General features: G+C 71.3%; 18 protein-coding genes and 1 pseudogene. 11 read left to right on the top strand and 8 right to left on the bottom strand.

The features are described from left to right. Positions 1 to 16: 16 nt before the first annotated feature. Both OG429_RS35150 and OG429_RS35145 read left to right on the top strand, forming a co-directional pair. A complete protein-coding gene (locus OG429_RS35150) occupies positions 17 to 1,528 on the top strand; it encodes an FAD-binding oxidoreductase (RefSeq protein WP_328929299.1) in 1,512 nt (503 codons plus the stop codon). 9 nt (positions 1,529 to 1,537) lie between these two features. After that, positions 1,538 to 2,671 (top strand): S1 family peptidase, encoded by a 1,134-nt coding sequence (locus tag OG429_RS35145; protein ID WP_328929298.1) that lies wholly within the window; start codon positions 1,538 to 1,540, stop codon positions 2,669 to 2,671. Here the strand turns inward: OG429_RS35145 and OG429_RS35140 are convergent. The 7 genes from OG429_RS35140 to OG429_RS35110 form a co-directional block, all read right to left on the bottom strand. Further along, positions 2,625 to 3,026: a hypothetical protein gene (locus OG429_RS35140; RefSeq protein WP_328929297.1), complete on the bottom strand. Its 402-nt coding sequence runs from the start codon at positions 3,024 to 3,026 to the stop codon at positions 2,625 to 2,627. The genes OG429_RS35145 and OG429_RS35140 overlap by 47 nt on opposite strands. A gap of 200 nt (positions 3,027 to 3,226) precedes the next feature. Continuing rightward, a complete protein-coding gene (locus OG429_RS35135) occupies positions 3,227 to 3,760 on the bottom strand; it encodes a hypothetical protein (RefSeq protein WP_328929296.1) in 534 nt (177 codons plus the stop codon). Between the two features lie 166 nt (positions 3,761 to 3,926). Then, positions 3,927 to 4,130 carry a universal stress protein gene (locus OG429_RS35130; protein WP_328929295.1) on the bottom strand — a complete coding sequence of 68 codons (204 nt, stop codon included), beginning with the start codon at positions 4,128 to 4,130 and terminating at the stop codon, positions 3,927 to 3,929. Positions 4,131 to 4,712: 582 nt separating this feature from the next. Next, entirely contained in the window at positions 4,713 to 4,886 is a 174-nt protein-coding gene (locus OG429_RS35125; protein ID WP_328929294.1) for a hypothetical protein, read from the bottom strand. A 74-nt stretch (positions 4,887 to 4,960) separates the two neighbouring features. After that, positions 4,961 to 6,895: an amino acid transporter gene (locus OG429_RS35120; RefSeq protein WP_328929293.1), complete on the bottom strand. Its 1,935-nt coding sequence runs from the start codon at positions 6,893 to 6,895 to the stop codon at positions 4,961 to 4,963. A gap of 222 nt (positions 6,896 to 7,117) precedes the next feature. Next, entirely contained in the window at positions 7,118 to 9,268 is a 2,151-nt protein-coding gene (kdpB, locus tag OG429_RS35115; protein ID WP_405676967.1) for a potassium-transporting ATPase subunit KdpB, read from the bottom strand. 301 nt (positions 9,269 to 9,569) lie between these two features. Beyond that, positions 9,570 to 9,857 (bottom strand): hypothetical protein, encoded by a 288-nt coding sequence (locus tag OG429_RS35110; RefSeq protein WP_328929291.1) that lies wholly within the window; start codon positions 9,855 to 9,857, stop codon positions 9,570 to 9,572. Positions 9,858 to 9,913: 56 nt separating this feature from the next. Here OG429_RS35110 and OG429_RS35105 point away from each other — a divergent pair, with 56 nt between their 5' ends. From OG429_RS35105 to OG429_RS35075, 7 genes and pseudogenes are all read left to right on the top strand, one after another. Then, positions 9,914 to 10,060 carry a hypothetical protein gene (locus tag OG429_RS35105; protein WP_328929290.1) on the top strand — a complete coding sequence of 49 codons (147 nt, stop codon included), beginning with the start codon at positions 9,914 to 9,916 and terminating at the stop codon, positions 10,058 to 10,060. Between the two features lie 251 nt (positions 10,061 to 10,311). Next, a complete protein-coding gene (gene kdpF, locus OG429_RS35100; RefSeq protein ID WP_037807443.1) occupies positions 10,312 to 10,401 on the top strand; it encodes a K(+)-transporting ATPase subunit F in 90 nt (29 codons plus the stop codon). Positions 10,402 to 10,407: 6 nt separating this feature from the next. Beyond that, entirely contained in the window at positions 10,408 to 12,072 is a 1,665-nt protein-coding gene (gene kdpA / locus OG429_RS35095) for a potassium-transporting ATPase subunit KdpA (RefSeq protein WP_328929289.1), read from the top strand. Beyond that, positions 12,069 to 14,207 carry a potassium-transporting ATPase subunit KdpB gene (gene kdpB / locus OG429_RS35090; RefSeq protein WP_328929288.1) on the top strand — a complete coding sequence of 713 codons (2,139 nt, stop codon included), beginning with the start codon at positions 12,069 to 12,071 and terminating at the stop codon, positions 14,205 to 14,207. The genes kdpA and kdpB (OG429_RS35090) overlap by 4 nt, the downstream gene beginning before the upstream one ends. Before the next feature lie 3 nt (positions 14,208 to 14,210). Continuing rightward, positions 14,211 to 14,888, top strand: a complete 678-nt coding sequence (locus tag OG429_RS35085) for a potassium-transporting ATPase subunit C (RefSeq protein WP_328929287.1) — start codon at positions 14,211 to 14,213, stop codon at positions 14,886 to 14,888. A gap of 95 nt (positions 14,889 to 14,983) precedes the next feature. Next, complete coding sequence (locus tag OG429_RS35080) at positions 14,984 to 15,670, top strand: response regulator (protein ID WP_328929286.1); 687 nt, start codon at positions 14,984 to 14,986, stop codon at positions 15,668 to 15,670. Between the two features lie 39 nt (positions 15,671 to 15,709). Next, positions 15,710 to 16,447, top strand: a pseudogene (locus OG429_RS35075) (DUF4118 domain-containing protein); the annotation flags it as partial. A gap of 119 nt (positions 16,448 to 16,566) precedes the next feature. On the opposite strand, the gene OG429_RS35070 reads toward OG429_RS35075, so the two are convergent. Beyond that, a complete protein-coding gene (locus OG429_RS35070; protein WP_328929285.1) occupies positions 16,567 to 17,514 on the bottom strand; it encodes an AEC family transporter in 948 nt (315 codons plus the stop codon). A gap of 73 nt (positions 17,515 to 17,587) precedes the next feature. On the opposite strand from OG429_RS35070, the gene OG429_RS35065 reads away from it, so the two are divergent. Together OG429_RS35065 and OG429_RS35060 are read left to right on the top strand one after the other, a co-directional pair. Next, entirely contained in the window at positions 17,588 to 18,946 is a 1,359-nt protein-coding gene (locus tag OG429_RS35065) for a sensor histidine kinase (RefSeq protein ID WP_328929284.1), read from the top strand. Then, entirely contained in the window at positions 18,943 to 19,623 is a 681-nt protein-coding gene (locus OG429_RS35060) for a response regulator transcription factor (RefSeq protein ID WP_328929283.1), read from the top strand. Before OG429_RS35065 ends, OG429_RS35060 begins: the two co-directional genes overlap by 4 nt. The last annotated feature ends 78 nt before the right edge of the window (positions 19,624 to 19,701 follow it).

Here is a 19,701-nt window from a genome sequence, read left to right as displayed (position 1 = left end):
GTGGGAGGAAGGAGGCATGAGCCTCCACCGGCGCCGGGTCCTGGGCAGCGTGGCCGCGGCCGTCCTCGCCTCCGTCGCGGCGACCGTCCGCGGTCCGGACTACGGCGCGCTCGCCCGCGGGATCGACGGGCGGGTGGTGCTCCCGGGCGACCGGGACTACGCCGAGGCGCGGCAGTTGTTCCAGCCGCGGTACGACGCCGTGGCTCCGGGCGCGGTGGCCTATCCCGCGCACGCCGGCGACGTGGCCGTCTGTCTGGACTTCGCCCGGCGCTCCGCCGTGCCGGTGGTCGCGCGGGGCGGCGGGCACGGCTACGCCGGGTGGTCGACGCGCGCGGGCGGGCTGGTGGTCGACGCCGGAGCCATGGCTGCGGTGGCCGCCGACGGGGACGGCGTACGGATCGGAGCGGGAGCCCGGCTCGGGGACGTGAACTCCGCCCTCGCCGCACGCGGGCTCGCCGTCCCGACCGGACTGTGCCCTTCCGTCGGCATCGCCGGACTCGCCCTCGGCGGCGGTCTGGGGCTGGCCGCGCGGGCCCACGGCACCACCGCCGACCGGCTCACCGGGGCCCGCGTGGTCACCCCCGACGGCGCCGTCCGCGAGGTCTCCGCCGACCGGGACGCCGAGCTGTTCTGGGCCTTGCGGGGCGGCGGGGGCGGCAACTTCGGGGTGGTCACCGAATTCCGCTTCCGCACCCACCCGGTGGGCGACTGCGCCTTCGCCGAACTCCACTGGGCCGCCGCCGACTCGGCGGCGGTGCTGCGCGGCTGGCAGCGCTGGCTGGCCGGGCTCCCGGACCCGTTCTGGAGCCAGGTGGAGTTCACGGTCGAATCAGGTACCACCGCGCCACCCCCGGCGGTCCGGGTCGTGTGCCTCGACGGGCGCGCCGAGCTGGAAGGGCAGTTGACCCGGCTCTCGGACCTGGTCGGCCGGCCGGCGTCGGACAGCTGGACGGTCGTACGGAGCTACGGGGACACCGTACGGGCCATGTCGGGCTGTCTGGAGCGGACCGCGGAGCAGTGCCGGCTGCCGGGCACGCTGCCCGGCCGGGACCCGCGGGGGCGGCTGGGCCGGGATTCGTACGCGGCGCGCTCCGACTTCTGGACGGGCGCCGGGCTGCCCGACGCGGCGGTCGGCGCCGTGCTGGCCGCCGTCCGGCGCTACGGATCCGCGGTTCCGCGCGGCGGCCTCGGGGTGGTGCAGTTCGACGGGGTCTGCGGTGGCGCCGTGAACCGGGTCGCGGCCGCCGCCACCGCGTTCGTCCACCGTGACAGCGCCTTCCTCGCCCAGTACCTCGCCTACTGGCCCGAGTCCGCGACGGCCGCCGAGGTCGCCCGGCACCAGGGCTGGCTCGACGGTCTCTGGCAGGCCCTGCGGCCCTGGGCGAGCGGCCGGGCGTACCAGAACTACACCGACCCGAAGCTCGACGGCTGGCGCGAGGCCTACTACGGACCGAACCTCGCCCGGCTGGAACAGGTCCGCCGTACCTACGACCCCGACCGCCTCTTCCGCTTCCCCCAGGCCCTCTAGGAGTCCCGCATGCGACGTACGTTGACCCTCGCCGCCGCGGCGGCCGCCCTGTTGCTGGCGGCCGGGCCGCTGCCCGTCGCCGAGGCGGGCGGCGCCGCGCAGGCGGCCGTGGGCCGCTGGTCCGCCCGGGAGGCCCAGTCCTTCTGGACCGCCGAGCGGATGGCCTCGGCCCTTCCGCTGCCCCCGGTGGAGCCCGCGCCGCCGGCGGCGAGCCCGTCCCCGTCCCCGGTGGCGGGGGAACAGCCTGTGTCCTCCGCGGTCCCTTCGGAGATCTTGTCCCTGACCCCGGCCGGGACCCCGTCGGCCCCCGCTCCGGTCGCCACCCCCACTCCGACGCCCGCTCCGACGCCGACCCCGACGCCGACACCCGCTCCGGCCGCGATCGTGAGACCGGTTCCCGCGCGCCCCGCCCCCGCGGGTCCCGGGATCGGCCAGGACTTCGGCGGCGTCCCGGTCGTCGGGCGGATGTTCGCGGTCAAGGACGGCGGGGCCTACTTCTGCACCGCGAGCGTGGTCGCCTCCCCCGGGCGCAACCTGGTGCTCAGCGCGGCGCACTGCCTGCTCGGCTCCGACACCCGGCAGGTGGCGTTCGTACCGCTGTACACGCGCGCGAACCCGCAGCCGTACGGGATCTTCCCGGTCCTGCGGGACGCGGGCGGGCACTCCAAGATCTGGATCGACCCGCGCTACCGGTCCCAGGGCCCCGACCGCGCGGCCACGCTCGACGTGGCCTTCGCGCAGGTGGGGCCGGACTCCCACGGGTTCCCGGTGCAGGACGTGGTCGGCGGGAACCGCCTGGTCACCGGCGCCGGTTACGCGCACGCGCAGGTCACCCTGATCGGGTACCCGGCCTCCGCCGCCCGCCCGCGCCTGTGCGTCAACCGCACGACGAAGTTCACCAGTACCGACGCCCGGATCCCCGGATCGTTCCTGCGGATCGACTGCACGGGCTATCCCGGCGGAACCAGCGGCGGCCCCTTCCTGAACCGGTACGACACGCGGACCGGAACCGGTGACGTGGTCGGGGTCATCGGCGGCTGGAAGACCGGCGGGGACACCGCCGACACCTCCTACAGCTCCTACTTCGGCGCGGACATCAGGAAGTTGTACGAGAAGGCGGTTGCCGGGGCGAAGGCGGGGTGAGCGCCCGGACCCGGCGGGTCCGGCGCGGGTTGCCGACGGTGCGCGGGGTCGCCGGGAGCCCGGCAGCGGTCAGCGGGTCGGCGGGCGCGAGGCCGAGCCGTCGGCGCAGTTCGGCGAGGGCGGCGTGGACGGGCGCCAGCACGAGCTCGGCGCCCGGGTCGACGTACGCGAGGGCGTGCGCGGTGGTCTCGATGGCCTCGGCGGCGTCCTCGGCGGCGGTCCGGCTCCAGCCGCCCCCCGCCACCGCCGGGAGGATCCCCCAGGGTGCGACGGTGTCGTAGAGGTGGCAGGCGGCATCGGCCACGGCGTCGGCCCGTTCCCCGACGCCCGGCACCGCGATGGTCGGCAGTTCCATACCTGGTCAACGAGCCGATCCCGCCCGGGGGTACGAGCGGATGCCTCCGGAGGCCTAAGTGGCCTCGGGGAAGTAAGGCGTGTTCCGCCACTTCGCCCTGCACATACCTGCTCACAGCTGAGGGCGCCGGAGCAGGAGTCCATCGGGGCTGCCCGGGCGCAGGGGGACCGCGAACGCTCGGGCAGGCCGAAGGCGCGCGCTCACCGGCCGGCCACGGTGCTCAGACCGGAGACCTTGAACACGGATCGGGCCGCCTCCCGGTCGATGCGCTCAGCCAGTTGTCGCAGGGCGCTCGCCCCGGACCGCAGCGTGTCGTGCCGCAACGACGTCCGGGCGTCGGCGTCGAAGCGGTGCCACAGGGCGGGGTTGCGGACCAGAACGCCCGGGTCGATCTCCACATGCCGGCCTTCGGTGTCGCGGAGGATCACGCGCTGGGCCACCCCGTCGGACCAGTGGACCGAGAGCAGGGCGTCGGTGTGTACGGTGCGCTCGGCGAACAGCGTGCGGACGGTCAGGCGGCCGGGCGAAACCCGTACCAGGGGCGGGCGCAGGACGACGAAGAGCAGCAGGCCGAGGCCGGTCCACAGGGCGGCCCGAGGCCAGGTGGCCGAGCCGGCGGCCCCGTCGACGATCAGCAGCGCCGAGACGAGGAGCCCGGCCGCGAGGATCGCCGTACGGCGCTCACCGGCCCAGTGGGCGTCGTGTACGGCGATGGTGCCGGAGGCAGTCGGCACCGCACGAGGCTCCGTGCCGCCCCGCGCGCGTCGTGGTCCCGAACCGCCGGATCCGTATTCCATGTGCAGGACGCTAAAGGCGCAGGCGGGCCGTTCTGCGGATCCTGACGGGACGCCTACGCCCTTCTGGCGGAACCGAAGCGGCCCCGCGGCATCGATCGCCGCGTCACGCGAGTTCTCGCACGTCGAGCGGCAGCCGCCAGGAGTTGCGGCGATGGGCCACGTCGTATGCGGCCTGGAGCGGGGACGGGGGCACGGTCAGGACGGGGCAGGCAGCGTGCGCGAGGACGTAACGGGCGACCGGGGGGCGGACCAGGCGGCGCAGCGGTCCTCGCGAGCCCCCCCACCACGAGCAGGTCGTCCGGGTCACGGGCGGCGTCGACGAGTGCCGCGCCCGCCGTGCCCCGCACCGTGAAGGCCGCGAGGGCAACTCCCGGGCACTCGGCTCCGAACGCGCTGTCGAGTACCTCGCGCAGCCGCTCCACGGCGGCCGACCGGCACAGTGTCAGGACCGGGCCCGGGCCTCCGAACGTGTTCCGGCTTACCAACCCACCGCCTGGAGCCTGCCACGCCAGCACGGCGCACAGCTCCACCCGCCGCAGCCGGGCCTCTGCGGCTGCCCGGTGCAGTGCCGCCAGGCTGCCCAGGCTTTCGCCGACACCGACGACCACCTTCGGCACGCGTTCCTCCCTCCGCTCCGTTCGGGTGACTCATCCAACGGCAGAGATGAGCCATGAGGCCGGTTCGCTGACGGGCTTCTGACGCTGCCGCCCGCGATTCTGACGCGTTGTTGACGCCTCCCACCGCCGGTCGTCGTCAAGGTCCCGTCAGGGGCAGGCCACAAGGGCGCTGGTGCGCGGCGCGGTCCACGACGGCGCTGTCCGGCTCCTTGTCCGCCGCGAAACCCTGGAAGGCCTTGCGCCGGCGCGACATCGGCGCGCAGCGACCGTGGCTACGGACGGTAGACGAGCTCGATCAGCATCGCGCCGATGACCGCCCAGGCGCCGATGCCCAGCAGCCAGAGCGCGTCGAGGATCGCGCCGACGGCGATGAGGGCCAGGCCGGCCGCGCCGAGGGCCAGCATGGTTCGGCGAACGGCACGGTCGGGGCCCCAGGTAGCGGTCACCGTAGAAGAATCCCGCCGGTGCCCCGCCATAGCGAGGGACCGGCGGGATTTCTTGCGTTTCCCGAACGGAACGGTCAGCCGGCGTGCACGTGCGGGCGGCGGGCCCGGTCCGGTTCGGCCTCGCGGATCACCTCGCGGGTGACGGGAGCGACCTCGCCCTGGCCGAAGAGGAAGAAGCGCAGGAAGTTGGCCATCGGGTTTCCCTCGGTCCACTCGAAGTAGATGTGGGGGCGCTGGCCGGTCTCGTCCCGTACGTAGAGCATCAGCGCGGCCAGCGCGTTGGGGATGGACGAGGACTCAAGGGTGAGGACGCGGTAGCGGTCGTGCAGCACCTCGCCCCGTACCCACAGCCCGGATTCGAACTCGGACGCGTCCAGGACGGTCACCTCGACGAACATGACGTCGTCCTCGGACGGGATGTCGTTGTCCTCGCGGATCTGGGCCTTCTTCTGCCGGTACTCCTCGAGGTCCCGGCTGTCGGGCTCGTTGGCGATGAAGCGGATCGTCCGGTTGGCGGTGTCGCGGATGAAGCGCTGGGCCATGTCGTCGAGCTCCACATGGGTCACGCGCAGCTCGAAGACGCGGGCGAGGCGGGAGAGCAGCGAGAGGGCCATGATGCCGGCGATGAAGCAGGCGCCGATCTTCACGCCGTCGGGGCGCTCGGCGACGTTGACGGCGGTGGTGTAGACGAAGACCGCGGAGATGACGCCGAAGCCGATGGTCCAGCCGCGCTCCCCGGCCCGGCGGGCGGCGATGGTCACGGCGACGGCGGCCGAGGTGATCAGGACGAGGACACCGGTGGCGTACGCGCCGCCCTGGGCGTCGACGTCGGCGTCGAAGATCCAGGTGACGAGGAACGCGATGAGGGTGAACACGATGACCATCGGGCGCAGGGCGCGGGCCCAGTGCGGGGCCATGCCGTAGCGGGGCAGGTAGCGCGGCATCAGGTTGAGCAGGCCGGCCATCGCGGAGGCGCCCGCGAACCACAGGATCAGGATGGTCGAGACGTCGTAGACCGTGCCGAACGCGGAGCCCAGGTTCTCGTGGGCCAGGTAGGCGAGGGCGCGGCCGTTGGCCTCGCCGCCCGGCTGGAACGCGGCGGGCGGGATCAGCAGCGTGGTGACGAAGCTGCTCGTGATCAGGAAGACGCTCATGATTACGGCCGCGGTCGTCAGCAGCTTCTTCGTGTCCCGGATCCGGCCGGCGGGCTTCTCGTCCGTCTCGTCCGGGGAGCCCTGGACGTGCGGCATCACCGCGACGCCCGTCTCGAACCCGGACAGGCCGAGCGCCAGCTTGGGAAAGACCACCAGCGCGATGGCGATCATCATCAACGGGTTGCCGTGCTCGGCGATCAGCGCCTGCTTCCAGTCGCCGATGACCTGCGGCTCACTCGCGACCTGCCACAGGCCGTTCCCGATGACGACCACGTTGAGCGCGAGGTAGGAGAAGACCAGGACCACCGCCACGCCGATGGCCTCGCTGAACCCCTTGAGGAACACCCCGCCGAGCAGGGCGATCAGGATCAGGGTGATCAGTACCTGGTGGCCGTTCAGCGTGCTGGTCAGATGCGGGTTCTCCACCATGTGAGCGGTCGCGTCGGCCGCCGACAGCGTGATCGTGATCAGGAAGTCGGTCGCCGCGAAGCCCAGCAGGGTCAGGACGAACAGCTTGCCCTTCCAGAACGACAGCAGCCGCTCCAGCATCGCGATCGAGCCCTCGCCGTGCGGGCTCTCCTCCGCCACACGCCGGTAGACGGGCAGCGCGCCGAACAGCGTCAGCAGCACCAGCACGATCGTCGCCACAGGTGAGAGCAGACCGGCCGCGAGCGCCGCGATGCCCGGCTGGTAGCCGAGGGTGGAGAAGTAGTCGAGGCCGGTCAGGCACATCACCCGCCACCAGGTCTTGCCCTCGTGCGCGGTCTCGGGGTGCTGCTGCTGCTTGTGGCGGCGGTCGGTCAAACCTTCCAGCAGCCACGCGCGCAGGCGCGAGGAGCGGGCAGGGGTGGCCATCGTGGGCGCTCCTGTCGTACGGCATGGATTCGGCCATCGTCGTCGACGGCTGGGCCAGCGTACGCAGCGAGAACACAGCCAATACGTCCATATCCTCATCTGACGAAATCCTGACGCGCCCTTAACGCCTTTCCTTCCGGTGGCGTAGTGGACGTACTCCCGGTGGCGGCGGGGGCGGCCTGCACCGAGGCCACCGGACGTTCGACGAGCCTCTGACGGAACTCATCCGATGCCGGGGATGTGGGAGACGAGGAGGTCGATGAGCTTGATCCCGACGAACGGCAGGACGAGCCCGCCCAGGCCGTAGACGGCGAGGTTGCGGCGCAGCAGGTCGTGGGCTGAGGCGGGCCGGTAGCGGACGCCGCGCAGGGCCAGTGGGATGAGCGCGATGATGATCAGCGCGTTGAAGATGATCGCCGAGGTGATCGCGGACCGGGGGCTGTGCAGGCCCATGATGTTCAGCGCCTCCAGGCCCGGGTAGGCGGCGGTGAACATGGCCGGGATGATCGCGAAGTACTTCGCGACGTCGTTGGTGATCGAGAAGGTCGTCAGCGCGCCTCGGGTGATGAGGAGCTGCTTGCCGATCTCGACGATCTCGATGAGCTTGGTGGTGTTGGAGTCCAGGTCCACCATGTTCCCGGCCTCCTTGGCGGCCGACGTACCCGTGTTCATGGCCACGCCGACATCGGCCTGGGCCAGAGCGGGGGCGTCATTCGTGCCGTCGCCGGTCATCGCGACCAGCTTGCCGCCCGCCTGCTCCCGCTTGATGAGGGCCATCTTGTCCTCGGGGGTGGCTTCCGCCAGGTACTCGTCGACGCCGGCCTCGGCGGCGATCGCCCGGGCGGTCAGCTCGTTGTCCCCGGTCACCATGACCGTACGGATCCCCATGGCGCGCAGCTCCGCGAACCGCTCCCGGATGCCGTCCTTGACCACGTCCTTGAGGTGGATGATCCCGAGGACCCGCGGCCCGTCCCAGTCGTGGACGGCGACCAGCAGCGGGGTGCCACCGGACTGCGAGACCTGCGCGGACCAGCTGGCGGCTTCCGCCTGCACGGTTCCGCCGCGCATCGCCACCCAGTCCATCACCTGGGCCGCCGCTCCCTTGCGGATGGCGAGGCCGACGCCGTTGTCCCAGCTCAGGTTGATCCCGCTCATCCGGGTGCGGGCGCTGAACTCCGTGAAGCGGGGGTTGGCCAGCTCGTGTTCGGCCGGCGGGGTGAGGCCGTACCGGGCGGCGAGCTCGACGACCGACCGGCCCTCGGGCGTCTCGTCGGCCAGGGAGGAGAGCTGGGCGGCGTCCGCCAGCGTGCTGTGGTCGACTCCCGGCAGGGGGATGAAGGCAGTTGCCTCCCTGTTGCCGTGGGTGATGGTGCCGGTCTTGTCGAGGAGGAGGGTGTTCACATCTCCGGCTGCCTCCACCGCGCGGCCGCTCATGGCGAGCACGTTGCGCTGGACGAGCCGGTCCATGCCGGCGATGCCGATGGCGGAGAGCAGGGCGCCGATGGTGGTGGGGATCAGGGTGACCAGCAGGGCCACCAGAGTGGTGGTCGACTGGGCGGCCTTCGCGTAGCCCGCCATCGGCTCCAGGCTGACGACGACCAGGATGAAGATGACCGTGAGCGCGGCCAGCAGGATGTTCAGCGCGATCTCGTTCGGGGTCTTCTGCCGGGAGGCGCCCTCGACCAGGGCGATCATCCGGTCGATGAAACTTTCGCCGGGACGGGAAGTGACCCGTACGACGACCGAGTCCGACAGGACGGTCGTACCGCCGGTGACGCCCGACCGGTCGCCACCCGACTCCCGCAGGACCGGGCCGGATTCGCCGGTGACGGCCGACTCGTCGACCATCGCCGCACCGTCGACGACGTCACCGTCCGCCGGGACCAGCTCCCCGGCCTCGACGAGCACGAAGTCGAGCGGCTGGAGTTCGGCCGGCGTGACCACCTCGGTCTCCGCGGTACGCAGGTTCGTCCCGTACGTCCAGTGCTTCAGGCGGACCGCGACCGTGTCGGTCCGGGCCTTGCGCAGCGAGGCGGCCTGGGCACGGCCGCGGCCCTCGGCGACGGCCTCCGCGAAGTTGGCGAAGAGTACGGTCAGCCACAGCCAGACGCTGATCACCCAGGTGAACACCGACGGGTGGATGAGCGCGGACAGCGTCGTGAGTACGGATCCCACGGCGACGACGAACAGCACCGGCTTCCCGACCAGTTCGCGCGGGTGCAGCTTGGCGGCGGCCTCCCGGGCCGAGGCAGCGAGCTGGCCGGGCTCCAGCATGTTCGCCGGTCCGGGGCGCCTGCGGGGCGGCCGGGTGACCGGGGGCTGCGGAGGATTCCCGAGACCCGGGGGAACGTGCCGCGTGGCAGCGGAAGACATCGGATGACCTTCTGAGGAGCGGATTCGACAGGGCGGCCCCTGCCCGCACGACGGCGGGCAGGGGCACGGGATTGAAGGAGCGCTGCCGGCGGCCCCGCACATGGGACCCCCTCGGCCGTCGTATGCGAAATCGGGGCCTCCGGCAGCGCGACAGGCAGGAACCTACTGCCGATTCTGGGTCAACCGGTCGTACGGGGAGGGGAATTGGCGGCATCTTGACGACGGCGCACGGGACGCGCCAAACGGCCGTCAAGAGCACGTCAGCGGGCGTCGGCAGTGATGCGGAACCGCAGTCGGCAGATCACCGCATCGGTGTCCCGGCGTACCGCATTTCGGCCTGATCGTCTCCCAACTCGCCGTCCGGGTCCGACGGCTCCAGGCCGTGGTCGTCACCGACGCCGGGCACCTGGCCCGCCTCCAGGCGGCCGCCCGCCTGGCCGAGGACGGCGGCTCGCCCGAGGCCGTGGTCGAGCACGTGCGCAGGGAACTCGTCGGCCTGCTGGGCCTGCGCGGCTGCCGCTTCGAGTACGGCAGCCTGATCGGGCACCGCCCCCGTCTGGAACACGGCGCCGGGGTCTGGCTCCGCCACGGGGCCGGATCGTCGACTACGACGCCTGGCCCGACGGCGAGACCGAACTCCGCGTCGTGGGTGGCGGGCACTACTACGGCCCGTTCCTCCTCGACCCGGTTCCGGGTCCCCTGCCCCCGGAGGAGGCCCGCCTGGTCGCCGTCGCCCTCGCCGCCCAGGCCGGCGCGGCCCTGGACACCGCCGGACTGGCCCGGAAGGCATGAAAGCCGCACTTCACGGGAGGTCGGCGGCGGTCCGCGTATGGGGGGCGTTAAAGGTTCCCGTGTGCCCGTATGGAGGTCATCAAAGCCTCTTAACGCGGGGGGCGACGCGCGGTTTGCTCGGTCTCGGCCACACCGGCCGATTCCATTTCATCACTTCATCAGGAGCTCACGATGGCCGATCTGGCCTTCGTCGTCACCACGGTCGCGGTCTTCGCGCTGGTGGCTCTCATCGCCCGAGGGGTGGCCAAGCTGTGACCGTCGAGAACATCGTCGGCCTCGCCGTGGCCGTCTCCCTGCTGGGTTACCTCGTCCTCGCCCTTGTGTACCCGGAGAGGTTCTGAGCTGACATGAGTCCCCAGATCGCTGGTGTGCTCCAGCTGCTCGCGCTGATCGCCGCGCTCGCGCTGGCGTACCGTCCGCTCGGCGACTACATGGCCCGGGTCTACTCCTCCGAGAAGCACTACAGGCCGGAGAAGTGGATCTACAAGGCCATCGGTGCCAACCCGAACGCCGAGATGCGCTGGCCCGCCTACCTCCGCGGCGTCCTGGCCTTCTCGGCCGTGAGCGTCCTGTTCCTCTACCTGCTGCAGCGCCTGCAGGGCAGCCTGCCCGGCTCGCTCGGCTTCCAGTCGATCGACCCGGACCAGGCCTTCAACACCGCCGCGTCCTTCGTCGCGAACACGAACTGGCAGTCGTACTACGGCGAGCAGGCCATGGGCCACGTCGTACAGACCGGCGGCCTCGCCGTGCAGAACTTCGTCTCGGCCGCGGTCGGCATGGCCGTCGCGGTGGCCCTCGTACGGGGCTTCGCACGCTCCCGTACCGGTGAGCTCGGCAACTTCTGGTCGGACCTGGTGCGCGGCACCGTCCGGATCCTGCTGCCGATCTCCGTGATCGGCGCGATCGTCCTGGTCGCCTGCGGCGCGATCCAGAACTTCGCCGGGATCCACGAGGTCGGACAGTTCCTGGGCGGCACGCAGCAGTGGAACGGCGGTGCGGTCGCCTCGCAGGAGGCCATCAAGGAACTGGGTACGAACGGCGGCGGCTACTTCAACGCCAACTCCGCCCACCCCTTCGAGAACCCCACCCCCTTCTCCAACCTCTTCGAGATCTTCCTCATCCTCGTCATCCCGTTCGCGCTCACCCGCACGTTCGGCAAGATGGTCGGCTCGGTCAAGCAGGGCTACGCGATCCTGGCGACGATGGCCGTCATCTGGCTCGGGTTCACCGCGCTGATGATGTGGACCGAATTCGCCCACCACGGTCCCGCGTTCGACATCGCGGGCGGGGCGATGGAGGGCAAGGAGACCCGCTTCGGCGTCGGCGGCTCGTCCATCTTCGCCGTGGCGACCACGCTCACCTCCACCGGCGCGGTCAACTCCTTCCACTCCTCCTACACCGGCTTCGGCGGTGGTATCGCGATGCTGGGCATGCAGCTGGGCGAGATCGCGCCCGGCGGTGTGGGCTCCGGTCTGTACGGCATGCTGGTCATGGCGATCATCGCCGTGTTCATCGCGGGTCTGATGGTCGGCCGCACCCCGGAATACCTGGGCAAGAAGATCGGCACCCGCGAGATCAAGCTCGCCGCCTGCTACATCCTCATCACCCCGGCGCTGGTGCTGTGCTTCACCGCCGCGGCGATGGCCCTGCCCACCCCGGTCACCTCCATGGCCAACCCGGGAGCGCACGGCTTCTCGGAGATCCTCTACGCCTACACCTCGGGCGCCAACAACAACGGCTCCGCCTTCGCGGGCCTGAACGCCGACACGCAGTGGTTCAACAGCACCATCGGCATCGCGATGCTGCTCGGCCGGTTCCTCCCGATGGTGTTCGTCCTCGCGCTGGCCGGATCGCTCGCCGAGCAGAAGCCCGTACCGGAGACGGCGGGAACCCTGCGCACCGACAAGCCCCTCTACGCCGGCCTGCTCGTCGGCACGATCATCATCATCACGGGTCTGACCTACTTCCCGGCGCTCGCGCTGGGTCCGCTCGCCGAAGGGCTGGCGTCATGACCTCCGACACCAGGAATCAAGAGGACGTCATGTCGACCGTGACTCCGACCCGCGCTCCGCACCAGGACGTACCCACCGGCCACAAGCCGGACGGCCGCCACGTCGGCGGGGGGCTGTTCGACCCCAAGCAGCTGCTGAAGTCCTTCCCGGACGCCGTGCGCAAGCTCGACCCCCGCGTGATGGTCAAGTCACCGGTGATGTTCGTGGTCCTGATCGGCTCGGTGGTCACCACCGTGCTGGCGCTGAAGGACCCGACGGACTGGTTCGGCTGGGCCATCACCGCCTGGCTGTGGCTGACCACGATCTTCGCCAACCTCGCCGAGGCCGTGGCCGAGGGCCGCGGCAAGGCCCAGGCCGACACCCTGCGCAAGGCCAAGACCGACACCGTCGCCCGCCGCCTGACCAAGGACGGCACAGGCGAGGAACAGGTCCCCGGCACCGATCTGCGCATCGGCGACCTGGTGGTCTGCGAGGCCGGAGACACCATCCCCGGCGACGGCGACGTCGTCGAGGGCGTGGCCTCGGTCGACGAGTCCGCCATCACCGGCGAGTCCGCGCCCGTGATCCGGGAGTCCGGCGGCGACCGCAGCGCCGTCACCGGCGGGACGAAGGTCCTCTCCGACCGGATCGTCATCAAGATCACCACCAAGCCCGGCGAAACCTTCATCGACCGGATGATCAACCTGGTCGAGGGCGCCGCCCGGCAGAAGACTCCGAACGAGATCGCGCTCAACATCCTGCTCGCGTCCCTCACCATCGTCTTCCTGCTCGCCGTCGTCACCCTCCAGCCCTTCGCGATCTACGCCGGCGCCAAGCAGTCGATGATCGTCCTCACCGCGCTGCTGGTCTGCCTGATCCCGACGACCATCGGCGCGCTGCTCTCGGCCATCGGCATCGCCGGCATGGACCGGCTCGTCCAGCGCAACGTCCTGGCCATGTCCGGCCGCGCGGTCGAGGCCGCCGGCGACGTGTCCACACTGCTGCTCGACAAGACCGGCACCATCACCCTCGGCAACCGGCAGGCCTCCGAGTTCGTACCCGTCAAGGGCGTCACCGACGCCGAACTGGCCGACGCCGCTCAGCTGTCCTCGCTCGCGGACGAGACCCCCGAGGGCCGCTCGATCGTGGTCCTGGCCAAGGAGAAGTACGGACTGCGCGAACGCCACCAGGGCGAGCTCGCCCACGCCGAATGGATCGTCTTCACCGCCCAGACCCGCATGTCGGGTGTGGACGTCGACGGCCGCTTGGTCCGCAAGGGTGCGACCGGGTCGGTCATCGCGTGGGTGAACGAGCGCGGTGGCGACGTCGCGGACGACGCGCAGACGCTCACCGACACGATCTCGCAGGCCGGCGGCACCCCGCTGCTCGTCGCCGTCGACGACGAGAAGGGCGCCCGGGTCCTGGGTGTCATCCACCTCAAGGACGTCGTCAAGGAGGGCATGCGGGAGCGGTTCGACGAGCTGCGCCGCATGGGCATCAAGACCGTCATGATCACCGGCGACAACCCGCTGACCGCCAAGGCCATCGCGGAAGAAGCCGGTGTGGACGACTTCCTCGCCGAGGCCACGCCCGAGGACAAGATGGCCCTCATCAAGCGGGAACAGGCGGGCGGCAAGCTCGTCGCCATGACCGGCGACGGCACGAACGACGCGCCCGCACTCGCCCAGGCCGACGTCGGCGTCGCGATGAACACCGGTACCTCGGCCGCCAAGGAGGCCGGGAACATGGTGGACCTGGACTCCAACCCCACCAAGCTCATCGAGATCGTCGAGATCGGCAAGCAGCTGCTGATCACCCGGGGCGCGCTGACCACCTTCTCCATCGCCAACGACGTCGCGAAGTACTTCGCGATCATCCCGGCCATGTTCGCCGTGGTCTACCCGGGCCTCGACAAGCTCAACGTCATGGGCCTGGCCTCCCCCGAGTCCGCGATCCTGTCCGCCGTCATCTTCAACGCGCTGATCATCATCGCGCTCGTCCCGCTCGCCCTCAAGGGCGTGCAGTACAAGCCGACCAGCGCCGACAAGATGCTCCGCCGCAACCTCGGCATCTACGGACTCGGCGGCCTCGTCGCCCCGTTCATCGGCATCAAGATCATTGACCTCCTCATCTCCCTCATCCCCGGAATCGGCTGAGCCATGAACAACTCCGTAGGCAACACAGCACGTCTGATCGGTGCGGGTCTGAGGGCCCTGCTCGTCCTGACGATCGTGTGCGGCGTGCTCTACCCGCTCGCCGTCACCGGGATCGCCCAAGCCCTGTTCCACGACAAGGCCAACGGCTCCGAGATCAAGGACAAGAGCGGCAACGTCGTCGGCTCCTCCCTCATCGGGCAGACCTACAACCTGCCCAAGCAGGACCCGGACGACCCGGAGGAGGCGGCGAAGCCGGACCTGAAGTGGTTCCAGCCCCGGCTCTCGGGCGGCCTCGGCACCAACAGCGTCAACACCCAGTACTCCCTCATCCTCTCCGGCGCCACCAACAAGGCCGGCGACAACCCGGACCTTGTCAAGCTGGTCACGGACACCAAGGAGGCCGTGGTCGCCGACAACTCCACGGCGACCTACAAGGTCAGGCCCGAGGACGTGCCGGCCGACGCCGTCACCTCCTCCGGTTCCGGCCTGGACCCGCAGATCTCGCCCGCGTACGCCGAACTGCAGGTCCACCGGGTCGCCGAGAAGAACGGCCTGGACCTCGAGCGGGTCGAGAAGCTCGTCGCCGACCACACCGAGGGCCGCACCCTCGGCTTCATGGGCGAGCCCCGCGTCAACGTCCTGGAGCTCAACACCGCGCTCAAGGCACTGACCGGGAACTGACGGTTCGCCCGAACCGGGAGCCGGCTGGGTGCGCACCGTTCGCACCCCGCCGGCTCCTCACCGCTCCGCTCACGACGAAGGAAGGCTGCACACCGATGCCCCGGGTGCTGGTGGTGGAGGACGATCCCCAGCTCGTCCGCGCGCTCAAGATCAATCTCCAGGCGCGGAAGTTCGACGTCGAGGAGGCTCCCGACGGCGGCTCGGCCCTGCGGCTCGCCGCGGCCCGCAAGCCCGACGTCATCGTCCTCGACCTCGGGCTGCCCGACATGGACGGCATCGACGTCATCAAGGGGGTGCGCGGGTGGAGCCGGGTCCCGATCCTGGTCCTGTCCGCCCGGCACACCTCGGAGGACAAGATCCGGGCGCTGGACGCCGGCGCCGACGACTACGTCACCAAGCCCTTCAGCATGGACGAGCTCCTGGCCCGGCTCCGGGCGGCCACCCGGCGCCAGGCGGATCCGGAGCAGCGGACCGGCGAGGTCACGCTGGTCACGACGGACGGGTTCACCATCGACCTGCTCGCCAAGAAGGTCCAGCGCGGCGACCGCGCCGTACGGCTCACCCCGACCGAGTGGCACCTGCTGGAGATCCTCGTCACCCACCCGGGTCACCTGGTCTCCCAGAGCCGGCTGCTGCTCGAGGTCTGGGGCCCGACCTACGGTGAGAACACCAACTACCTGCGCGTCTACATGGCCCAGCTCCGGCGGAAGCTCGAGGCGAACCCCTCCCACCCCCGGTACCTGATCACGGAACCGGGCATGGGCTACCGCTTCGAACCCTGAACAGGAACAGGAACAGAGTCGCAATCATGGGACGCGGACGTGCTGGAGTTCGCCCCGGGGGGGGTGAACGCCACCCAGATCGTCCTGGGTGTGAGCCGCAGGCGCTCCTGGCAGTACGTGTTCGGACCCGGGGTCAGCGCGACCGTCGCGCGCGAGTCCGGGCCGGACCTGGACGTCCACATCGTCACCCACGACGCCGCGGCCAAGGGCCGCGGCCTGCCGATCGCCCGCAGGGCGCGGCTGGGGCGGTCCCGGATCATCTGGGGCTGGGTGACGGGCATCGCCGGCCCGGCCCTGCTGACCCTGCTGCTCAGCCAGGTCGTCCCCGAACTCGGGCTGGCGAACGACATGCTGCTGTTCCTGACGTGCACGGTCGCGGCCGCCCTGCTGGGCGGGCTGCTGTCGGCGCTCGCGTCGGCGGCCTTCGGATCGCTGCTCCTGAACTACTTCTTCACGCCACCGCTCTACCAGCTGACCATCGCCGACCCGAAGAACATCGTGGCCATCGCGATCTTCGTGGGGGTGGCGGTCTCGGTGGCGTCCGTGGTCGACCTCGCGGCCCGCCGCACCCACCAGGCCGCCCGGCTCCGGGCCGAGTCCGAGATCCTCTCCTTCCTCGCCGGCAGCGTCCTGCGCGGAGAGGACTCCCTCGACGCCCTGCTGGAACGGCTCCGCGAGACCTTCTCCATGGATTCCGCGGCCCTGCTGGAGCGCGCCAGCGAGGTCGACGCCTGGACCACGGCCGCGGCCGTCGGCAGCCATCCGGTGAGCCGCCCGCCCACACCCCGCAGAGCCCCGTGCCCGACCCCCGCTTCGGCGTCTCCGGCCCGCCGTGAGGACGCAGGTCACCGTCATCCGCACGCCCCGCGAGGCCACCGCGGCGGGTCGAGATGTGTTCAGGAGGCAACAGTCTGCAGCCACACCGGCAGCAACAGGAGGGAAACGACCGAACTCTTGATCACGACGGACGCGGAGAGCGCGACGCCGACGTCGTAGCGCTGGGCAAAGATGAACAGGTTCTGCGGGGTCGGCATCGCGGCGATCACGACGAGGTACGCGAGCCACTCGCCCCGGATCCCGAACACCGCCCCGCACACCGCCCAGGTGAGCAGCGGGAAGGCCAGGCACTTGAAGGCGATGAGGGCCATCTCCTCGCGCGTGGTGCCCCGCACGTCCAGGCCGAGGCCGCCGAGGTGGAGGCCGAGGGCGAACAGGGCCACCGGGGAGGCGCTGTCCCCCACGAAGGCGGCGCCGTCCAGGACCACCGTGGGGATGTGCACCGACAGCAGGTTGAGCACGATGGCCGCGTTGCAGGCGAGGACCAGCGGCGTGGCCAGCGAGGCACCGACCGCGCGGGCAAGGCGCCGGCCGGGACCGCCCGCCTCGGGTCCCGCACGGCCCAGTTCCATCAGGGAGATGACGACCAGGGACAGGACGCACACCTGGAACAGCAGGATCGGGAAGATCGGGGCCGCCGTCCCGAACACGGTGATGAAGACGGGGACGGCGAAGTAGGCGGTGTTCACCTGGACCCCGGCCATCACGCGCAGAGCGACCGCGCGGGGCTCCCGGATCCCGTGGGCCACGGCCGCCGCCGCGACCACGGCCACGGCGAGGGCCGCCGCACCGGCGTAGCCGCCGATCGCCTGCCAGTCGAAGAGGGCCGCGAGATCACCGGCGTAGATGTTGCCGAACAGGTAGCAGGGCACGGCGAAGAGGAAGGCGTAGTCGGAGAAGGCCTTCGAGGCCTCGGCCGGGACGACCTTGCGGCGGGCGAGCAGCACCCCGCCGCCGAAGGCCAGCAGCACCGGCACGAGCTTCTCCAGTGCGGCTGCCCCACCCATGTGTACCGGCTCCCCCAGATCGACCGGGATGCAGCCTACCTCCACGGCGCGCGGCACATAGGCTGGACCGATCATGAGCGACAGAGCCCGCACCCGCCTGCCCCGCCTGCCCCGCCGGACCCGCGAACGCACCGCCGAGCCGTCCGCCGGTGCCCGGGTGCCCGGCGCGCTGGCGCAGCTCGCCGTGGTGATGCGCACGCCCGCGCGCGCGGCGCAGCCCTTGTTCGCACAGGCGCCCAAGGCCTGGCAGCGGGTGCTGCCGTTCGCCGTCGTCGGCGTGTTCGTGGTGACGCTGCTGCCGGTGACCATCGCGGTGCTGACCAACGACTACGCGCTGGGCGGCGGCTGGGCGGGCGCGCTGGGAGTGGCGCAGACCGTACCGCTGATGCTCGCCGTGACCCGCCCGCTGCACGCCTGGGCCGTGGTCCTGGCAGCGGACACGATCGGCGGGGTGCTGCTGATCCACGCCGACAAGGTGGCCGGGCACGCCTGGCCGTGGACACCGATGGCCATCGTCGGCTACCTGGTGCTGATGGCCTGCCTGGGGCTGCGCGAGTCCATCCGGACCCTGGTCGGGGTGTGGCTGGTGACCGGCGGGGTCGGGGCCGTGCTCGGCTTCTTCCAGCCGGCGGACACCATGAACACCGCGGCGCTGCTCTTCGTGCTCGGCGGGGTGATGCTGGCGCTGACGGGCGCGGTGCGCGGGCTGGGCGACGCGCAGCAGCGCATCGCCGAGCAGGAGAGCATCAGCGAGGCGGAGCGGGCCCGGCGGACGCTGCTGGAGGAACGGGCCCGGATCGCCAGGGAGTTGCACGACGTGGTGGCCCACCACATGTCGGTCATCACCGTCCAGGCCGACTCCGCGCCGTACCGGCTGCCGGGCATGGCGGAGCCGGTACGGGAGGAGTTCGCCGCGATCGCGGCCGGCGCGCGCGAGTCGCTGGGCGAGATGCGGCGGCTGCTGACCGTCCTGCGCGGGGACGGCGCGGGCGGCGGCGCGGACGGCGAGCGGGCCCCGCAGCCGGGGATCGACCGGCTGCAGCAGCTGGTGGAGGCGACCGTACGGGCCGGCCAGCCGGTGGAGTTGTCCCTGGCGGCCGGAGCGGCCGGGGCGGCGCCGCCGGCCGTGGACCTGTCGGCGTACCGGATCGTGCAGGAAGCGCTCGCCAATGTGGTGCGGCACGCGCCCGGGGCGCGGACCCGGGTGTCGGTGACCGTCGACGAGGACGAGGTGCTCGTGCTCGTGGTCAACGGTCCGGCCCGGGACGCCGTGGTGGTGCTGGAGAGTTCGGGCACGGGGCACGGTCTGGTGGGGATGCGGGAGCGCGTACGGTTGACCGGCGGGACGCTGGACACCGGTCCGCTGCCCGACGGCGGCTTCCGGGTCGCCGCCCGTCTGCCCCTGAACTCCAGCAGCGAGGATCCGAGTTGACCATCCGCGTGATCATCGTCGACGACCAGGCCATGGTGCGGGCGGGGTTCGCCGCGCTGCTGTCGGCGCAGGCCGACATCGATGTGGTCGGTGAGGCTCCCGACGGGCGGCAGGGCGTCCAGGTGTCCCGCACCACGCATCCCGACGTGGTGCTGATGGACGTGCGGATGCCGGAGATGGACGGGCTCACGGCGGCCCGCGAGATCCTCGACCCCCCGCCCGGAGTGGTGCACCGGCCGAGGGTGCTGATGCTGACCACCTTCGACATCGACGACTACGTGTACGAGGCGCTGCGCGCGGGCGCCTCCGGGTTCCTGCTGAAGGACGCCCCGCCGGCCGATCTGATCGCGGCGGTACGGGTCGTCGCGTCGGGCGAGGCCCTGCTGGCGCCCTCGGTGACCCGGCGGCTGATCGCGGACTTCGTCCAGCAGCGGCCGGCGCCGCGCAAGGACCCGGCGCTGCGGCTGAACGGGCTCACCCCGCGTGAGACCGAGGTACTGGAGCTCATCGCGCGCGGGCTGTCGAACCAGGAGATCGCCGGCCATCTGGTGCTGGCGGAGCAGACGGTCAAGACGCACATCGGGCGGGTGCTCGGCAAGCTCGACCTGCGGGACAGGGCCCAGGCGGTGATCTTCGCCTACGAGGCGGGCCTGGTGCGCCCGGGCGACGCCGGCTGACCCCCTCTCCTCCACCCCCTACCGGGGTATGACATCCGACTTGGCTCCACGGTCGGACGTCCGCGCGGGCACCTCCTT

Origin of the sequence: Streptomyces sp. NBC_00190 (assembly GCF_036203305.1) — a bacterium.
Taxonomy (GTDB): domain Bacteria; phylum Actinomycetota; class Actinomycetes; order Streptomycetales; family Streptomycetaceae; genus Streptomyces.
Note: the sequence above shows the minus strand (reverse complement) of the source record. Positions and strands in the feature narration are given on the sequence as shown.